This is a genomic window from Streptomyces sp. NPDC046909 (assembly GCF_040644695.1).
GTDB lineage: Bacteria > Actinomycetota > Actinomycetes > Streptomycetales > Streptomycetaceae > Streptomyces.
The window spans coordinates 72481-89273 of record NZ_JBEYXC010000010.1; the positions used below are offsets into that span (position 1 = coordinate 72481).

General features: G+C 69.4%; 16 protein-coding genes. 10 read left to right on the forward strand and 6 right to left on the reverse strand.

All coding sequences use genetic code 11. The annotated features are described in order from the left end of the window. The first annotated feature begins 4 nt into the window (after positions 1-4). On the forward strand, positions 5-238 hold the full coding sequence (locus tag ABZ928_RS30845) for a hypothetical protein (protein ID WP_361526050.1): 234 nt from the start codon (positions 5-7) through the stop codon (positions 236-238). A gap of 149 nt (positions 239-387) precedes the next feature. After that, complete coding sequence (locus tag ABZ928_RS30850; protein WP_361526053.1) at positions 388-921, forward strand: DUF1707 and DUF4190 domain-containing protein; 534 nt, start codon at positions 388-390, stop codon at positions 919-921. Between the two features lie 74 nt (positions 922-995). Here ABZ928_RS30850 and ABZ928_RS30855 read toward each other — a convergent pair whose 3' ends face one another. From ABZ928_RS30855 to ABZ928_RS30875, 5 genes are all read right to left on the reverse strand, one after another. Further along, entirely contained in the window at positions 996-2261 is a 1266-nt protein-coding gene (locus ABZ928_RS30855) for a M48 family metalloprotease (RefSeq protein ID WP_361526056.1), read from the reverse strand. A gap of 79 nt (positions 2262-2340) precedes the next feature. Next, positions 2341-3666 carry a PE-PGRS family protein gene (locus ABZ928_RS30860; protein ID WP_361526059.1) on the reverse strand — a complete coding sequence of 442 codons (1326 nt, stop codon included), beginning with the start codon at positions 3664-3666 and terminating at the stop codon, positions 2341-2343. A 2-nt stretch (positions 3667-3668) separates the two neighbouring features. Beyond that, positions 3669-5843 (reverse strand): hypothetical protein, encoded by a 2175-nt coding sequence (locus ABZ928_RS30865; RefSeq protein WP_361526062.1) that lies wholly within the window; start codon positions 5841-5843, stop codon positions 3669-3671. Continuing rightward, complete coding sequence (locus tag ABZ928_RS30870; RefSeq protein WP_361526064.1) at positions 5840-6667, reverse strand: hypothetical protein; 828 nt, start codon at positions 6665-6667, stop codon at positions 5840-5842. The genes ABZ928_RS30865 and ABZ928_RS30870 overlap by 4 nt, the downstream gene beginning before the upstream one ends. A gap of 210 nt (positions 6668-6877) precedes the next feature. Continuing rightward, complete coding sequence (locus ABZ928_RS30875) at positions 6878-7585, reverse strand: Crp/Fnr family transcriptional regulator (protein WP_361526067.1); 708 nt, start codon at positions 7583-7585, stop codon at positions 6878-6880. Positions 7586-7951: 366 nt separating this feature from the next. On the opposite strand from ABZ928_RS30875, the gene rpsL reads away from it, so the two are divergent. From rpsL to tuf, 4 genes are all read left to right on the forward strand, one after another. Continuing rightward, positions 7952-8323, forward strand: a complete 372-nt coding sequence (rpsL, locus tag ABZ928_RS30880; RefSeq protein ID WP_003948652.1) for a 30S ribosomal protein S12 — start codon at positions 7952-7954, stop codon at positions 8321-8323. Between the two features lie 2 nt (positions 8324-8325). After that, the gene (gene rpsG, locus ABZ928_RS30885; RefSeq protein ID WP_003992340.1) at positions 8326-8796 is read left to right on the forward strand and encodes a 30S ribosomal protein S7; all 471 of its coding nucleotides are present in this window, start codon (positions 8326-8328) and stop codon (positions 8794-8796) included. A 39-nt stretch (positions 8797-8835) separates the two neighbouring features. After that, on the forward strand, positions 8836-10962 hold the full coding sequence (fusA, locus tag ABZ928_RS30890) for an elongation factor G (RefSeq protein WP_361526070.1): 2127 nt from the start codon (positions 8836-8838) through the stop codon (positions 10960-10962). Positions 10963-11105: 143 nt separating this feature from the next. Next, positions 11106-12299 carry an elongation factor Tu gene (tuf, locus tag ABZ928_RS30895; RefSeq protein WP_361526073.1) on the forward strand — a complete coding sequence of 398 codons (1194 nt, stop codon included), beginning with the start codon at positions 11106-11108 and terminating at the stop codon, positions 12297-12299. Positions 12300-12403: 104 nt separating this feature from the next. Here the strand turns inward: tuf and ABZ928_RS30900 are convergent, their stop codons facing one another. Beyond that, the gene (locus ABZ928_RS30900) at positions 12404-12781 is read right to left on the reverse strand and encodes a phage holin family protein (protein WP_361526075.1); all 378 of its coding nucleotides are present in this window, start codon (positions 12779-12781) and stop codon (positions 12404-12406) included. A 272-nt stretch (positions 12782-13053) separates the two neighbouring features. Here ABZ928_RS30900 and ABZ928_RS30905 point away from each other — a divergent pair, with 272 nt between their 5' ends. The 4 genes from ABZ928_RS30905 (at position 13054) to rplC (ending at position 16789) form a co-directional block, all read left to right on the forward strand. Then, positions 13054-14268, forward strand: a complete 1215-nt coding sequence (locus ABZ928_RS30905) for an acyltransferase (RefSeq protein ID WP_361526078.1) — start codon at positions 13054-13056, stop codon at positions 14266-14268. A 321-nt stretch (positions 14269-14589) separates the two neighbouring features. Then, entirely contained in the window at positions 14590-15384 is a 795-nt protein-coding gene (locus ABZ928_RS30910) for a hypothetical protein (protein ID WP_361526694.1), read from the forward strand. 434 nt (positions 15385-15818) lie between these two features. Beyond that, entirely contained in the window at positions 15819-16127 is a 309-nt protein-coding gene (rpsJ, locus tag ABZ928_RS30915) for a 30S ribosomal protein S10 (protein ID WP_003948644.1), read from the forward strand. A gap of 17 nt (positions 16128-16144) precedes the next feature. Next, on the forward strand, positions 16145-16789 hold the full coding sequence (gene rplC / locus ABZ928_RS30920; RefSeq protein ID WP_020135811.1) for a 50S ribosomal protein L3: 645 nt from the start codon (positions 16145-16147) through the stop codon (positions 16787-16789). Positions 16790-16793 lie beyond the last annotated feature (4 nt).

Here is a 16793-nt window from a genome sequence, read left to right on the forward strand (position 1 = left end):
ATCGGTGAGTGCCGTATCCGTGAGTGCCGTACCGGTGAGTGCCGAGCTGCCGACACTGATCCCCGGTCCCCTCGCCGCCCGGGAGGCCGGTGTCGCGCCCGCGACCATCCGCAAGTGGGTCCAGCTCGGCCGCCTCGCACCCGCCGGCAAGGCGGGGCGTGCCCAACTCTTCCGGCTGGAGGACGTGTTCGCGGCGGAGCGGGCCGCGGCCGCGGGAGGTGCGCGGTCCCGGAGTTGAGGGGGCGGTCCCGGCGTTGAGGGGTGGGGCGGCCGATCGGGGCGCGGCCCCCGAGCCCTTCGCCACGACGTACCCGGTGACGCGGTCTGTGACGAAATGCCGGTTCGGCGCATCATGGAGGGAGCTCGGGGGGTTGGGGAGGTGGTTCCGTGTCGAATCCTTCGTGGCAGCCCTGGCAGGGCGTCCCGCAACCCTGGCAGCCGCACGGCGTGCCGTCGCCGGCGTCCATGCTCGCCTCCCACGCCGACCGGGAGCGGACCGTGGACGTACTCAGGGCGGGGTTCGGGGAAGGGCGGCTGGAGAAGGCGGAGTTCGACAAACGGGTCGGCCGGGCGTACGCGGCCCGGACCGTGGGGGAACTGGCGCTGCTCGTCTCGGATCTGCCGCAGGGGCCGGTCGTGCAGCCCGTGGTGGTCCCGCGGACGTTTCTCCCCGCGCCCCAGCCGCGGACCAACGGCAAGGCCGTCGGAGCCGTCGTGTGCGGGCTGCTGTGTCTGCCGACCTTCGGGCTCCTGGGCATACCGGCGGTCGTGCTCGGCCAGTCGGCCCGCTCGGAGATCCAGCGCTCGGGGGAGGGCGGCGACGGGATGGCGTTGCTGGGGCTCGTCCTCGGGTGGATGTCGATCGCGGCGTGGACGCTGATCCTGACGTTGCTGGTCGCGGCGGCGCTGGTTTCCGCGTGAGGTGTGAGGTGTGAGGCGTGAAGCCGGGCGGTCACCCTGTGCGGGGTGGCCGCCCCTCTTCTCTTCGGCACGCTTCAGAGGCCGGTGCGGAGATACGGCTCCAGGGCGCGGATACGGGTGTGGTGGTCCGGATGCGTGGACAGCAGACGGGCGATCCTCCCCGGCTCCTTGAGCCGCTGCCCGCTCGCCGCGATCGCCGCCTTCTCGCGGTCCTCGGACGCCTGGAGCTGGTACAGCACCTGCGACATCTGCCCGGCGAACCCCAGTGCCGCGGCCTGCTGGTCGGCGCGCAGCTCGCCCTTGCGGCCCACGTAGGCGAGCAGATACGGGGCCAGCACCAGCGGCACGGTGATCCAAGGAGCCGCCATGAACCCCACCACGAGCAGCGTGCCCAGCACCAGGGCGACGACGAGGAAGGCGAACCCGGAGAAGAAGGCCGCGACGGCGAGCGCGATCCGGGCGATCAGCTTGGTCAGCGCCCAGGCGATCCTTCCCGGCAGCGAGTACCAGTAGCCGAGCAGGCCCGCCCAGGCGTGACCGCCGGTGTGGTGGCCGAGCTCATGGGCGAGTACGGCGGCCAGGTTGCTGCTGGGGATCTCGTTCAGGGCGTACGTCGTGACGCTCACGACGTGACCGGCGACGGCCGACGCGTTGAGCTCGCCGCTGTTCTCCACCATGAGCTCATAGCTGTGCGCCTCGATACCCGCCCGCGCGGTGACCTCACGCCAGACCGGATCCAGCCGGGACTGCTCCTGGGCCAGCGGGGCGCGGAGCTTGAGCACATGGCGCGCGAACGCCAGCTCGCTGGGGCGGTGGAAGACGAGGGCGCCGGAAGCCAGCCACACCACGACGACGATCCACGCGCCGACCTCACCGAACAGCATCGCCCCGAGCGCGGCGAGCACGGCCGCGCTGACGACCAGGCCGGGGAGGTGGATGAGCAGCCGGCCTATCGCGGTGGCGTCGGCGCCGCGCTGGTGCTGAGCGACGTGGATACGGGAGCCGAGGTGGCGGTAGTCGAGGTCGTCGGGGGCGGTGGTGGCGGGGTGGGCGGCCGCCGGGTGGGTGGTGGGTTGTGGGGGGATGGCGGGGGCGGCCGGGGTGGCGGGAGTGGCCGGATACGGGGGAGCGGGGTACTGGGGCGGGGCTCCGGCTGGGTACTGCGGTGGGGGTGACGGGGCCGGGTACGTGGGCGGGGTGTTCGTCGGGTACGGAGGGGGCGGGGTCGCGGGGGCCATCGGGTACTGCGGTTCCGAGGCGGCCGGGCTCGTCGGGTACGGGGGCGGCGGGGCCGTCGGGTACTGCGGTTCCGGGATGGCCGGGTCCGGGGGCTGGGTCATGGGGACTCCTCTGGTCTGGCGTGTTCCGTTTCCGTGGTCGGGGTGTTCGTCGGCCGGTCGCGTTCGCGTCCCGCCGGGATCATGAGGACTCCGGGGCGGCGGGCGGCTGCGGCGGCGGGGTGGGGGCGCCGGGCGGGGGAGGTGTCACGGGGGCGGGGCCCTGGGCGGCGTACGGCGTCTGGGGAGCGGGCGGCTGCGGGCTGCCCGGTTGGTACGGGGGCGGGGGTGCGGCCGGTGAGGGGGCGCTGACCTGGCCGTACGGCGTCGGTGTGGGTCCCGGCTGCGGTGGTGTCCCCGGTGCCGCCGGCCCGCCGTAGCCGTACGGAGCGGTGGGCGGTGTTCCCGGTACAGGCCCGCCTCCGGGGACGTACGGAGTCTGCGGCGCCCCCGCTTCCGCCCCGGCCCCCGCGGCTCCGTACGGAGGCGTACCGCCCGCCGGCAGCTCTCCCTGCGCCGCCCCCGCCCGTCGGCGCATCAGCTCATCCACCTCCCGTCGGATCTGCTTGAGCGACTCGGCCTTCTGGTAGTCCTCCAGGGCGTCCCCGCTGATGAGTTCCAACTGGGTTTTGATGAAGGCGAGTTGGTCCTGGTGGATGTTGCCGATGACGAGTTGGGTGTCCTCGGGGTGGGCGGCGAGGTGGAGGGCCCAGGCGCCGACGCCGCCGTGCTGGAGCCAGTACTGGTAGAAGTGGATCTTCTGGGCCGTCAGCTCCTGGTGCTGGCGCTGGCGCAGTGCCTCCAGCTCGTACTGCTGCTGCGCCTGCCGCATCCGGAACTCGTGCTCGGGGTCGAGCATCTCCGATTCGTAGCGCAGGGCCCGTCTCCGCTGCCGGTGGGCGATGGCTTCGTCGTCGAGGCGCAGCCGGATCATGCACGTGACCGCGAGTCCGATGCCCGCCGCGAAGGAGCCCGATTCGACCGCCTGCTGGACGGCCGTCTCGGCTGCCGGACTGTCCTCGATGGAGTACCGCCGGCTGACCGGGCGCGCGAACTGCTGGAGCTCGCGGGTCAGCCGGGTCGGTACGTCCCGTTCGCCGCTGCGGACGAAGGCCTCGGGGTCGTGGACCCGCCAGGTGAGGTCGGCGGTGGCGCCGAAGGCGAACGCGTCGTCGTCGGAGGGGAGTTGGAGTTCCAGCTGGACGGGGTGGCTGCCCATGTCCACCTCGTAGACCGAGGTGTAGCGGCGGGTCGCCGCGTCCGTGCGGCTGGGGCGGTGGGGCGGGATGTACGTGTCGTACGCGCCGCCCGCGGTGGCGAAGACCAGGGCGTGGTCGATCGCGGTCACCGGGCGGCGGGCCGTGTAGTCGAACCGGGCGATCGGCCGCACGGTGAGCACGGGGTCGATCAACGTGCTGTGCCGGTCGGCCTGTTGCTGCCACTCCGGCTGACGGCGGAAATCCGCCATGGTCAACTCCTCGGCTGGTGCTGTGAGTTCGGGATCGGGGTCTGGCTCGGGTTCGCGTTCGGCGGCAGGTGCAGTGCCGCCAGCAGGCGGGAGGCCACCGGCGGGGGCGGTCCGCCGTCCTCCGCGCGCAGGGTGCGCAGCAGATGGGCGAGCCGGTCGCGGTCGGCCGCGGTGAGGACCAGGGCGGGCAGCAGCAGCTCCAGGGCCTGGGCGGCGTCCGCGCGGCGCTGGGCGACATGCACCCAGGTGTGCAGGGCGCCCAGGGCCTGCCGGGTGTGGTCGCGGTCGCCGAGGGCGGTGCGCCACAGCGTGGCGAGGTCGCGGGCCGAGTCCGCCTCGTACATCCCGATGTCGGCGTACCACTCGACGAGCGCGCCCTCCTCTGCGTTGTCGCAGGCCCGCAGGAATCCGGCCAGCGCGAGCGCGCGCACCGACGGGGTGTCGTGGTGCAGCAGATGGACGAGCTCGGAGAGCATCTCGCCGCGCCGGGCCCCCACCGACAGCAGCAGGGCCGTCGACTCGACGAGGTTGCCGCTCTCGGCCTCGGTGCTGTCGTCGGCGCGTGCCCGTGCGGCGAGGGCGCTCAGGGCGGGGGCGGCGAGGTCCGGGCGGAGCGGGGCGAGCAGGCCGAGGGCGCGGATCGCGGTCCAGCGGCGGGCCCAGTGCCGGTCGGTGCACCACTGGGTGAGCAGCCGCAGGACGACCGGGGCGTGCAGCAGCTGGGCCAGGACCAGGGCGTTCGCGGCGGTCACCCGGGGTCCGAAGGAACGCGACACCGCCCAGCCGTCGATGAGCAGGGCGACCGCCGAGGGCAGGTCGGCGAGGGCGAGGAACGCGGCGGCCGCGGCGGCCCGGGTCCGTACCACCGGCCGTCCGTCGCGGGCCAGTTCGCGGAGCCAGGAGACCAGCGCGGGGCGGGCCGAGGGATGTCCCGTCCACACCTCGGCGAGCAGCACGCGTGGGGTGTCGTCCCTCGGGAAGTACGCGGTGAACTGCGGTACCGCCCCCCACTCGGTGCTCTCGTCCCGTATCTCGCCCTCGGCCCCGGCCCGTTCGAGTCGGGTCTCGGCGGCGAGCCCGAACACCGGTATCTCCGGCTGGAGTTCGGGATGCTGGAGCCGCTGGAAGTGCACGAAGAGCTTGTCCGCGAGTTCGGCGGCCAGTACATAGGGGGCCTGGTCGAAGACGGCCAGCGCGATCAGGAACGCCTTGTCCCGCAGATCGGTCCCCGCGTCGCCGAGCCGGTCCCGGCACTGCCGCTCCACCGCGGCCTGCCCGAAGTCCACGAGGCGCGCCGCCGCCTCGGCACTGCCGTCATAACCGGCCAGCACCCGCGCGAAGGCGGCCGCCTCGGCGGGGTGATGCCGGGTCGCGAGGAACTCCCGCACGGGTCCGAGCTCCAGCAGCTCGTCCGGCCGTCGTTCGGCGGCGGCCAGATGAGCCCGTACGACGTCCCGCGCGTCCGGCGCCTCCCACGCCAGCGGGGTGACGCCCAGCAGGAAGGGTGACTTCTCGACGGTGATCACCAGGTAGCCGTCGGTCTTCTTCAGCTGGTCGACGGCGGCGTAGAGGTGGTTGTCGCGGAGGGGGCGGTTGCGGGTCAGGGGCAGGTCGCGCAGGACGTACCCGACGTTGCGGGTGAGCTGGGCGGTCAGGGTCGCGGGGGTGGTCTCCTCGGACAGCGCGTGCACGGCGGGCACGCCCAGTTCGCGCAGCAGCATCCGCGCGGCGGCGTACCGTCCGGCGGCGTGGGCGCCCGAGAGGATCAGCACGCGTTCCTCGCGCAGCCGTCGCCGGGCGTCGTCGAAGGCCGGGGCCGCCACGAAGACCCTGGCGAGGTCGTCGAGTTGCTCGCGCGGTATCTCGCCGGAGACGTGCGCGGACGCGGACGTCCCGTGGTGGTGGATCTCCGTCTTGCCGCCCATGAACACGTCCCCGGCGACCTGCCCGCCGGACACCCCGTGCTGGGCACCGCCGACCAGACTGCCGCCGAAGGCCGCCGCCGAGCCCAGGATGAACCCCGGGGTGTGCGCGAACAGCTCCCGCTGAGCCGCCCGCGCCTCCTGCGTCCGCTCCTCGGGTTCGACGGGTTCCGCGGTGGCGCCGCCGGGGCTCGGCTGCGGGTGCCGCGGCGGTACGGCGTCGGCGGCGGGCGCGTCCGACGGGGGCACGGTCATGCGGAGTCACCCCGCGAGCTCTCGGAGCCGCCGAGGTGGACGTTCCCGGTGACCTCACCTCCGGACACCCCGTGCTGGTCACCGCCGACGAGGCTGCCGCCGAAGGAGGGGGAGCCGCCGTTGAAGGTGAAGGTGACGCCGCCCCCGGCAGCCCCCGCCCCCGGCTCCCCCCGCGGCCCCGGTGCCGGGCCGTCCCCCGAAGTACCCGGCACCGGGGCTCCCCCCGTCCCCCCTTCACTGTGGTCGTCGGTCGCCGGCACCGGGCCGTGCAGCCAGGCCGGCAGCGGACCGTTCTTGCTGGTCACCGTCACGGCGTGGAAGTCGGATGCCGGGATGCCGGGATGGTCGTGCCGCACGATGCCCCCGTGGACGCTCTCCGAGACGCACAGGGCGAAGTCGTCCCGGCGTTCGCGCAGGGCGGCGCGCAGGAGCGGGGCGTCCAGGAGGCGGCAGGCGTGGTTGAGGTCGGAGCCGACCCAGCCGTCGTGCTCGTCCACGGCGACGTATCCCGTGGCGACCACGCCCCGCAGCCGGATCTGCGCCGAGCTCGACGCCATGCGGTTGACGGAGCGCAGCTGGGCGGGGACCTGGGTGAGCAGGGCGCGCAGCAGCGCCGGTACGGACGCGTTCGCGTCGATCAGCTCCATCACCGCGTCGCCCCGGTCGGCCCGCAGCCGCAGCGTCTCGTCGATGCCGGCGCTCTCCAGCGCGCGGTCGGTGATGTCGTAGAGCATCCGCCGTAAGTACGCCTGCTCCACGTCGTCCCGGTCGCTGTACTTCTCGATGTCGAGCAGGAGGATCGTCCGGCTCAGGGGGTCGGTCATGGTCGCCTTTCCGGTGGGGATCCGGTGGGGGGTCTGCCGTCTGGCGAGAAGAGTGGCCCCAGGGGCGGCCCCGGCGAGAGGGCGGATGACGCACTGGAACTGTGACCGTGTGCACAGAAGGCGCCCGGGACACGCGGGGCGCGCGGGACCCCGTACGCCTCAGGACCCCGTACGCCTCAGGACCCCGTAGGCCTCAGGGCCCCGTCCGCCTCACGACTCCGCGCGGGCGATCCTGCGCAGTACGTCCATCCGTACGATCCGCATCGTCCTGCGCCCGGTCACCACCACGCCCCGGTCCCGCAGGTCCTTCAGCAGCCGTTGGACCATCTCGCGGGAGGCGCCCACCGAGCCGGCCAGTTCCTGTTTGCTGAGCGGGACCAGGAGTTCGACGCCGGCCTCGGTGTAGCGGGCGTTCGTGTGTGCCAGCTCCAGCAGCAGGGCCGCCAGGCGCTCGCGTACGTGCATCGAGGCGAACTCGATGCGGCGCTGGTCGGCGGCGCGCATGCGGTCGGAGGTCAGGCCGAGGAGGGCGTAGGAGACGGCGGGGGAGTCGGCGAGGAAGACCGTGAAGCGCTCCCTTTCCACCGCGACCGCGCGCACCGGCTCCAGCGCGGTGACCGTCGCCGAGCGGGGCCGTCCGGTCAGCGCGGCCGACTCGCCCACGATGTCGCCGGGGCCGCGCAGCGCGAGCAGCGCCTCGTAGCCGTTGACGGCGGCGGCGGTCACCTTGGTCCAGCCGTGGGTGACGAAGAGGACGTACGACGAGGGCTCGTGCTGGTGGAGGAGGATGTCCCGGGTCCGGAAGCGCAGCTCACGGCCGAGCGCGAGGAGTTTCTCGCGGTCCTCCTTCTCCAGGCGGGCCAGAAAGGGCACGCGGTCGTCGAGCGCGTTCTCCCCGGGTAATTCGGCCGCCGTCATGCAAGTCCCCCGTCGTCACTCTGTGCAGCGACCGATCAACGTACTGAACAAGTGGTTGGCATGAACACCAATTGCTGACATTCACAGATGTGGACGGCGCAGAACAGGGACAAGTCCGGCGTGTCGGTGCCCGCTCCATTTGTTTTGACCGAAGTCCGTGAGGTAGGTACGCTCAGACCTTGTGCCTGGGGTGTGCCCTGGCTCTCGTGCGTGCCATCGACCGCATGGCGAGCCTCCATCGGCCACCGTGAATCCGCGCCCTTTTCGCCCTCGGGTGGAAGTCTGCGGGATCCGACACACCCGACCGCGTGGGTCGGCGACGTTCCAGGTTAGCTTCACATTCGGCACACAGAAACCGGAGAAGTAGTGCCTACGATCCAGCAGCTGGTCCGAAAGGGCCGGCAGGACAAGGTCGAGAAGAACAAGACGCCCGCACTCGAGGGTTCCCCTCAGCGTCGCGGCGTCTGCACGCGTGTGTTCACGACCACCCCGAAGAAGCCGAACTCGGCCCTGCGTAAGGTCGCGCGTGTGCGTCTGACCAGCGGGATCGAGGTCACCGCTTACATTCCGGGTGAGGGACACAACCTGCAGGAGCACTCCATCGTGCTCGTGCGTGGTGGCCGTGTGAAGGACCTGCCGGGTGTTCGCTACAAGATCATCCGCGGTTCCCTCGACACCCAGGGTGTCAAGAACCGCAAGCAGGCCCGCAGCCGCTACGGCGCCAAGAAGGAGAAGTAAGAATGCCTCGTAAGGGCCCCGCCCCGAAGCGCCCGGTCATCATCGACCCGGTCTACGGTTCTCCTCTTGTCACGTCGCTCATCAACAAGGTGCTGCTGAACGGCAAGCGCTCCACCGCTGAGCGCATCGTCTACGGCGCCATGGAGGGCCTTCGCGAGAAGACGGGCAACGACCCGATCATCACGCTGAAGCGCGCTCTGGAGAACATCAAGCCGACCCTCGAGGTCAAGTCCCGCCGTGTCGGTGGTGCGACGTACCAGGTTCCGATCGAGGTCAAGCCCGGTCGTGCCAACACGCTCGCGCTGCGCTGGCTGGTCGGTTACTCCCGCGCCCGTCGCGAGAAGACCATGACCGAGCGTCTGCTCAACGAGCTTCTCGACGCCTCCAACGGCCTCGGTGCCGCTGTGAAGAAGCGCGAGGACACCCACAAGATGGCCGAGTCCAACAAGGCCTTCGCGCACTACCGCTGGTAGTCGCTACCCCCATCGAGACCGAGAGAAGACTGAAGCCTTATGGCTACCACTTCACTTGACCTGGCCAGGGTCCGCAACATCGGGATCATGGCCCACATCGACGCGGGCAAGACGACCACCACCGAGCGGATCCTCTTCTACACCGGCGTCAGCTACAAGATCGGTGAGGTCCACGACGGCGCCGCCACCATGGACTGGATGGAGCAGGAGCAGGAGCGTGGCATCACGATCACCTCTGCTGCCACCACCTGTCACTGGCCGCTCGAGGACAACGACTACACGATCAACATCATCGACACCCCGGGTCACGTGGACTTCACGGTCGAGGTGGAGCGTTCGCTCCGCGTCCTCGACGGTGCCGTCACCGTGTTCGACGGTGTCGCGGGTGTGGAGCCGCAGTCCGAGACGGTGTGGCGTCAGGCCGACCGTTACGGCGTGCCGCGCATCTGCTTCGTGAACAAGCTGGACCGTACCGGCGCCGAGTTCCACCGCTGCGTGGACATGATCTCGGACCGCCTGGGCGCCCAGCCGCTCGTCATGCAGCTCCCGATCGGTGCCGAGGCCGACTTCAAGGGCGTCGTGGACCTGGTCCGCATGAAGGCGCTCGTGTGGTCCGCCGAGGCCGCCAAGGGCGAGATGTACGACGTCGTCGACATCCCGGCCACGCACACCGAGGCTGCCGAGGAGTACCGCGGCAAGCTCATCGAGGGCGTCGCCGAGAACGACGAAGAGATCATGGAGCTGTACCTGGAGGGCCAGGAGCCCACCGAGGAGCAGCTGTACGCCGCGATCCGTCGTATCACCATCGCGTCCGGCAAGTCCAAGGACGTCACGGTCACCCCCGTGTTCTGCGGCACCGCGTTCAAGAACAAGGGCGTCCAGCCCCTGCTCGACGCGGTCGTGCGCTACCTGCCGACCCCGCTCGACGTGGAGGCCATCGAGGGCCACGACGTCAAGGACCCCGAGGTCGTCGTCAAGCGCAAGCCGTCCGACGACGAGCCGCTGTCGGCGCTGGCGTTCAAGATCATGAGCGACCCGCACCTCGGCAAGCTCACCTTCGTCCGGATCTACTCCGGTCGCCTGGAGTCCGGCACCGCCGTGCTGAACTCCGTCAAGGGCAAGAAGGAGCGCATCGGCAAGATCTACCGCATGCACGCGAACAAGCGTGAGGAGATCGAGTCGGTGGGCGCCGGCGACATCGTCGCCGTCATGGGCCTGAAGCAGACCACCACCGGTGAGACGCTGTCCGACGACAAGCAGCCGGTGATCCTGGAGTCCATGGACTTCCCGGCGCCGGTCATCCAGGTCGCCATCGAGCCCAAGTCGAAGGGCGACCAGGAGAAGCTGGGCGTCGCGATCCAGCGCCTGGCCGAGGAGGACCCGTCGTTCCAGGTCCACTCGGACGAGGAGACGGGCCAGACCATCATCGGTGGTATGGGCGAGCTGCACCTCGAGGTGCTGGTCGACCGTATGCGCCGTGAGTTCAAGGTCGAGGCCAACGTCGGCAAGCCGCAGGTCGCGTACCGCGAGACGATCCGCAAGGCCGTCGAGCGCGTCGACTACACGCACAAGAAGCAGACTGGTGGTACCGGCCAGTTCGCCAAGGTGCAGATCGCGATCGAGCCGATCGAGGGCGGCGACGCCTCGTACGAGTTCGTGAACAAGGTGACCGGTGGCCGTATCCCGAAGGAGTACATCCCTTCGGTCGACGCCGGTGCGCAGGAGGCCATGCAGTTCGGCATCCTCGCCGGGTACGAGATGACGGGCGTCCGCGTCATTCTTCTCGACGGTGCCTACCACGAGGTCGACTCCTCCGAGCTCGCGTTCAAGATCGCCGGTTCGCAGGCCTTCAAGGAGGCCGCGCGCAAGGCGTCCCCCGTGCTCCTTGAGCCGATGATGGCCGTCGAGGTCACCACGCCCGAGGACTACATGGGTGAGGTCATCGGCGACATCAACTCCCGCCGTGGCCAGATCCAGGCCATGGAGGAGCGGGCCGGTGCCCGCGTCGTGAAGGGCCTCGTGCCCCTCTCGGAGATGTTCGGTTACGTCGGCGACCTGCGCAGCAAGACGTCCGGCCGTGCGAGCTACTCCATGCAGTTCGACTCCTACGCCGAGGTTCCGCGGAACGTCGCCGAGGAGATCATCGCGAAGGCCAAGGGCGAGTAACACACTCCCGTTACACGCTTTAGGCTTGACACCGACCGCCGGGGATCGCCCGGCACGGGAGAACCCCGGCGGGCGGCATCCCAGCAAAGATCACCTGGCGCCGATGAGTAAGGCGTACCAGAACCACTCCACAGGAGGACCCAGTGGCGAAGGCGAAGTTCGAGCGGACTAAGCCCCACGTCAACATCGGCACCATCGGTCACATCGACCACGGTAAGACGACCCTCACGGCCGCCATTACCAAGGTGCTGCACGACGCGTTCCCGGACCTGAACGAGGCCTCGGCGTTCGACCAGATCGACAAGGCTCCCGAAGAGCGCCAGCGCGGTATCACCATCTCCATCGCGCACGTCGAGTACCAGACGGAGACCCGTCACTACGCCCACGTCGACTGCCCCGGTCACGCGGACTACATCAAGAACATGATCACGGGTGCGGCGCAGATGGACGGCGCCATCCTCGTGGTCGCCGCCACCGACGGCCCGATGCCGCAGACCAAGGAGCACGTGCTCCTGGCCCGCCAGGTCGGCGTTCCGTACATCGTCGTCGCCCTGAACAAGGCCGACATGGTGGACGACGAGGAGATCCTGGAGCTCGTCGAGCTCGAGGTCCGTGAGCTCCTCTCCGAGTACGAGTTCCCGGGCGACGACCTGCCGGTCGTCAAGGTTTCCGCTCTGAAGGCCCTTGAGGGCGACAAGGAGTGGGGCCAGTCCGTCCTCGACCTGATGAAGGCCGTCGACGAGTCGATCCCGGAGCCCGAGCGCGACGTCGACAAGCCGTTCCTGATGCCGATCGAGGACGTCTTCACGATCACCGGTCGTGGCACCGTCGTCACCGGTCGTATCGAGCGTGGTGTCCTCAAGGTCAACGAGACCGTCGACATCATCGGCATCAAGACCGAGAAGACCACCACCACGGTCACCGGCATCGAGATGTTCCGCAAGCTGCTCGACGAGGGCCAGGCCGGTGAGAACGTCGGTCTGCTCCTCCGTGGCATCAAGCGCGAGGACGTCGAGCGCGGCCAGGTCATCATCAAGCCCGGTTCGGTCACGCCGCACACCGAGTTCGAGGCCCAGGCCTACATCCTGTCCAAGGACGAGGGTGGCCGTCACACGCCGTTCTTCAACAACTACCGTCCGCAGTTCTACTTCCGTACGACGGACGTGACCGGCGTTGTGACCCTCCCCGAGGGCACCGAGATGGTCATGCCGGGTGACAACACCGAGATGAAGGTGGAGCTCATCCAGCCCGTCGCCATGGAAGAGGGCCTGAAGTTCGCCATCCGTGAGGGTGGCCGCACGGTGGGCGCCGGCCAGGTCATCAAGATCACGAAGTGATCCTGGCCCGTAAGGGCTGACCGGTAGGTCTCTTCGGAGGGGCCCGTACGACTTCGGTCGTGCGGGCCCTTTCGCATGTCCAGGCGCAGGTCCAGGACAGGTGCCTACGCGGGCTCGGGCCGCGGCCCGAGGGCCATGACGGCGAGCGTGGTGACGCGGGTGATGGCCCCGCCGAGCAGCGCGGTGAGGAAGCCGTCGACATGCAGTCCGGACCCCATCTGCCCGCTGAGCCAGGAGACGAGCAGCCATACGAGGCTGTCCTGGACGATCCCGACGGCGGCGAGGGCCAGCAGCGCGACCGGGGGCGCGGTGCGGATGGAGCTGGGATAGGTGTGGATCACCTGGTTGACGATGAGAAAGCCGATGCAGGCCAGGATCGTCTGCCAGAACGGCCCGTCGTCGACGGGGGAGATCCCGGGGAGCAGGGCGGCGGCCAGGCCGACTCCGAGATAGGTGCCGAGTATGCGTCTGCGCTGGTACATGGGCGTGATCATCGGGGCGCGCCCCGGCCTCTGACAAGGCTTCGGCCAAGGGGGACGCAAGGTGGGGGCGGGGAGCCCCTGATGCCCCGGTGAGGCTGTGGCCGGGGCGAAACGAGCGTTCGGTGAAGGCTTGACCAACTCCGGGCGGCGGAACGGCGAGCGCCGCGGCAACTTCGCGTCCGGGTCGTACGGAATGCGCTTGTCTGTTCGCTGTGAGGCTGTTGTGACGACGTAGCGTGAGTCGCTCATCGGCCACCGGGGGCGGGCTTCTCATGACGACGGGCAGACAGCGGATGCGCGGTACGGACAGCCGGCCGACGCTATCGATGCGGGCGGTGGTGCGGGGGCCGCGGCAGCCGCTGCCACCGCTGGTGCCGGCCGAGGAGCCGAGGCCGAAACCCGCGGGGGCCCCTCGGCGGCGGCCCGACCGCCGGCTCTACGCCATCGACGGCCTCCGTCTCGTCGCCGCCCTGATGGTCGCCCTGCACCACTACGCCGGGACCTACCGCGTCGACCGGCCGGGCAACGCGATCTGGGACCGGCCGGTGTCCGACATCATGCCGACGGTGTTCCGGTTCGCCTCCTACGGCTGGATCGGCGTCGAGATCTTCTTCGTGATCAGCGGCTTCGTGATCTGCATGTCCTGCTGGGGCCGCACCCCGAGGCAGTTCTTCGTGTCCCGCGTGATCCGCCTCTACCCCGCGTACTGGTTCGCCATCGCCTTCACCACCGTCGTCCTGCTCACCCTGCCCGGCGTCTGGCCCCGGCAGCCGCTGCGCGAGGTGCTGCTCAACTTCACGATGCTTCAGTCCGGTTCGGGCGTCGGCAACGTCGACGGCGTGTACTGGACCCTCTGGTCCGAGCTCCGCTTCTACCTGCTGTTCCTGGTCGTGGTCGCGACGGGACTGACGTACCGGAAGGTCGTCGTCTTCTGCTGCGTCTGGGGCGCCGCGGCCATGCTCGCCCCGATCTCGGACTTCCCGCTCCTCCAGCTCCTCGCCAACCCGGAAGGCGCCTGGTACTTCATCGCCGGCCTCGCCCTGTACCTCATGCACCGCTTCGGCCAGGACCTGCTCCTGTGGGGCATCCTCGGGATGGCCTGGCTGATGGGCCAACTGGAGCTGGGGCAGCGGATCGACGAGGTCGAGCACGTCTCCGGCTGGCGGGGCAGCGTGCTGATCTTCACCGTCTTCCTGCTCGTCATGGTCGCCATCGCGCTCGGCGCGGCGGACCGGGTCCGGGGCAAGTGGCTGGTGACGGCCGGGGCACTGACGTACCCGCTCTACCTCACCCACTACACGGCCGGTACGACGGTGATCAACCGCCTCCACGACACCATGGACCCCCGGCTCCTGGTCGTCGCGGTCATCGGCGGATTCCTCCTGCTGAGCTGGGCGGTGCACCGGTTCGTGGAACGGCCGGTGGCGGGGGCGCTGAAGCGGGGTCTGGACACGTCGTTCGCACGGTTGCGCAACGCGCGGGCCTGAACGGGGGGCCTGAACTTCCGTACGGTTACCGCCTCTTGACCCTTCAGGCCCGGTAAGGCCCCTTGTAGGTATGGACGCCACCGGGGGAGTGTCTCCTGGTGGCGCCCCGGGCCGGCACGGTCCGCGTCTGGGACCTCGCGGACAGCGGCTGCCGCCACGTCCTTCAGGCTCTACGAGGACGTGCTGCTCCAGGAGACCGAGTGGGACTGAAGGGGGCCGGGACGGGTTCGGCGCCCGTGGCACCGGTTAGTCTGCCGTCTCCAAGATCGACCCACTGATGAGGTGCAAGTGAGAACAGGCAGACCTACGGCCGCCGTTGCCATGCTCGCGGGGGCGCTCGCTCTCTCGGCGCTCAACGCTCCGGCGGCCCAGGCCGCGGACACCGGCATCACCGTGTCGGACATCGTCATCAACAAGGGCAAGCCGATCGTCGTCGGCACGTCGAAGGAGGTGGAGCCGTCGCTCACCTTCACGATCACGCTGCCGGCCGGGTACAGCACCGATGATCCGTTCGCGTACGACGCGAATCCCTTCCTCTACCGTGGCGACATCGCCAAGGCGGCCGACACCGGCGAGAACTACATAGGCCCGGGCGGCTACACCTGCTACGAGCAGAGCGCCAAGAAGGCCAGCTGCGAGGGGTCCCTCTACATCGACCCCCACCCGAGCCAGGAGCACGTCGACTCCAACAGCGACGCCACCAAGTGGAAGGTCGGCGTCTCGCTGACTCTCTTCAAGGCTGACGGCAGCCTCAAGGCCCAAGAGCTGGAGACACGCTCCACGACCGTACGCCTCAAGCGCGCCGCCAAGGTCACCGTGAACGCCTCGCCCGAGCCGGTCACCAAGGGCAAGAAGATCACCGTCACCGGCAAACTGACCCGCGCGAACTGGGAGACCAAGAAGTACGGCGGCTACGGCGGCCGCACGGTCGAACTCCAGTTCCGTGAGACGGGTACCACCGCCTTCAAGACCGTCAAGAAGGTCACCACGAGCAGCACCGGCGCCCTGAGCACCACGGTCACCGCCGCCACCGACGGCACCTGGCGCTGGGTGTACCGCGGCAACGACACGACCGGCGCCGCGACCAGCGGCGGGGACCACGTCGACGTGCGCTGACCCCGCGGGGGAGGGGACGCCGGTACGTCCGGCGTCCCTGTCCAGGGGACCTGTGTTTGACCTGCGTCACTCTCGGGGTATTCTCTCCGGCTCGATTGGCGGAGCCCCTGCCCCATATGGCAGACTGTCGGAGTTGCTCGGTCGAGTGTTGATGCTGCGCGCCTCCCGCCGGGAGGACCGGAAGCGAGTCCCACAGTACTCGTCGCCCTAACTGCCACTACGGCAGCGCTGGGGCGGACGTACGGGAATCTTTCGGGAAGCAAGGTGCGGCACAGACCAGGCACCCGGTGGATCTCTTTCTCAGGCAAGGGATGTTCGAACAAGGGACATCTGTGTCAGCGAAAGCGCGACACGCCCGACCGCGTGGGTCGGAGCGAGGGTCAGGAACACCGGGTTCCAGAGTGTTTAACGAGACAAAGGACTACTGAGTAGCCATGGCGGGACAGAAGATCCGCATCCGGCTCAAGGCCTACGACCACGAGGTCATCGACTCCTCGGCGAAGAAGATCGTCGAGACGGTGACCCGCACTGGTGCGTCGGTCGCGGGCCCGGTGCCGCTGCCCACTGAGAAGAACGTGTACTGCGTCATCAAGTCGCCGCACAAGTACAAGGACTCGCGCGAGCACTTCGAGATGCGCACGCACAAGCGCCTGATCGACATTCTCGACCCGACGCCCAAGACCGTTGACTCTCTGATGCGACTCGACCTTCCGGCCGGTGTCGACATCGAGATCAAGCTCTAAGGGTCGGTGATCTGAGAATGGCTAAGCAGATCAAGGGCATCCTCGGCGAGAAGCTGGGCATGACGCAGGTGTGGGACGAGAACAACCGTGTTGTTCCGGTCACCGTCGTCAAGGCCGGCCCCAACGTCGTCACCCAGGTCCGTACGAACGACGTCGACGGCTACGAGTCCGTCCAGATCGCGTTCGGCGAGATCGACCCGCGCAAGGTGAACAAGCCCCTCAAGGGCCACTTCGCCAAGGCCGATGTCACGCCGCGTCGCCACCTCGTTGAGATCCGCACCGCGGACGCCTCCGAGTACACCCTCGGCCAGGAGATCACCGCTGAGGTGTTCGAGGCCGGGATCAAGGTCGACGTGACCGGCAAGAGCAAGGGCAAGGGCTTCGCCGGTGTCATGAAGCGTCACAACTTCAAGGGCCTCGGCGCCGGTCACGGCACCCAGCGCAAGCACCGCTCCCCCGGTTCCATCGGTGGCTGCGCCACCCCGGGCCGTGTGTTCAAGGGCCTCCGCATGGCGGGTCGCATGGGCAACGAGCGGGTCACCACCCAGAACCTGACCGTCCACGCCGTTGACGCGGAGAAGGGTCTGCTGCTCATCAAGGGCGCGGTTCCCGGTCCGAACGGCGGCCTCGTCCTGGTCCGCACCGCGGCCAAGGGGGCCTGAGGTA

What these genes read in the sequence shown, in the direction of transcription:
- ABZ928_RS30910 (WP_361526694.1), top strand. Translation starts at nt 14,590, where the DNA reads ATGCTCGCGGGGGCGCTCGCTCTCTCGGCGCTCAACGCTCCGGCGGCC.
- ABZ928_RS30865 (WP_361526062.1), bottom strand. Translation starts at nt 5,843, where the DNA reads ATGACCGTGCCCCCGTCGGACGCGCCCGCCGCCGACGCCGTACCGCCG.
- rpsJ (WP_003948644.1), top strand. Translation starts at nt 15,819, where the DNA reads ATGGCGGGACAGAAGATCCGCATCCGGCTCAAGGCCTACGACCACGAG.
- ABZ928_RS30855 (WP_361526056.1), bottom strand. Translation starts at nt 2,261, where the DNA reads ATGACCCAGCCCCCGGACCCGGCCATCCCGGAACCGCAGTACCCGACG.
- ABZ928_RS30860 (WP_361526059.1), bottom strand. Translation starts at nt 3,666, where the DNA reads ATGGCGGATTTCCGCCGTCAGCCGGAGTGGCAGCAACAGGCCGACCGG.
- fusA (WP_361526070.1), top strand. Translation starts at nt 8,836, where the DNA reads ATGGCTACCACTTCACTTGACCTGGCCAGGGTCCGCAACATCGGGATC.
- ABZ928_RS30875 (WP_361526067.1), bottom strand. Translation starts at nt 7,585, where the DNA reads ATGACGGCGGCCGAATTACCCGGGGAGAACGCGCTCGACGACCGCGTG.
- ABZ928_RS30905 (WP_361526078.1), top strand. Translation starts at nt 13,054, where the DNA reads ATGACGACGGGCAGACAGCGGATGCGCGGTACGGACAGCCGGCCGACG.
- rplC (WP_020135811.1), top strand. Translation starts at nt 16,145, where the DNA reads ATGGCTAAGCAGATCAAGGGCATCCTCGGCGAGAAGCTGGGCATGACG.
- ABZ928_RS30900 (WP_361526075.1), bottom strand. Translation starts at nt 12,781, where the DNA reads ATGTACCAGCGCAGACGCATACTCGGCACCTATCTCGGAGTCGGCCTG.
- rpsG (WP_003992340.1), top strand. Translation starts at nt 8,326, where the DNA reads ATGCCTCGTAAGGGCCCCGCCCCGAAGCGCCCGGTCATCATCGACCCG.
- ABZ928_RS30870 (WP_361526064.1), bottom strand. Translation starts at nt 6,667, where the DNA reads ATGACCGACCCCCTGAGCCGGACGATCCTCCTGCTCGACATCGAGAAG.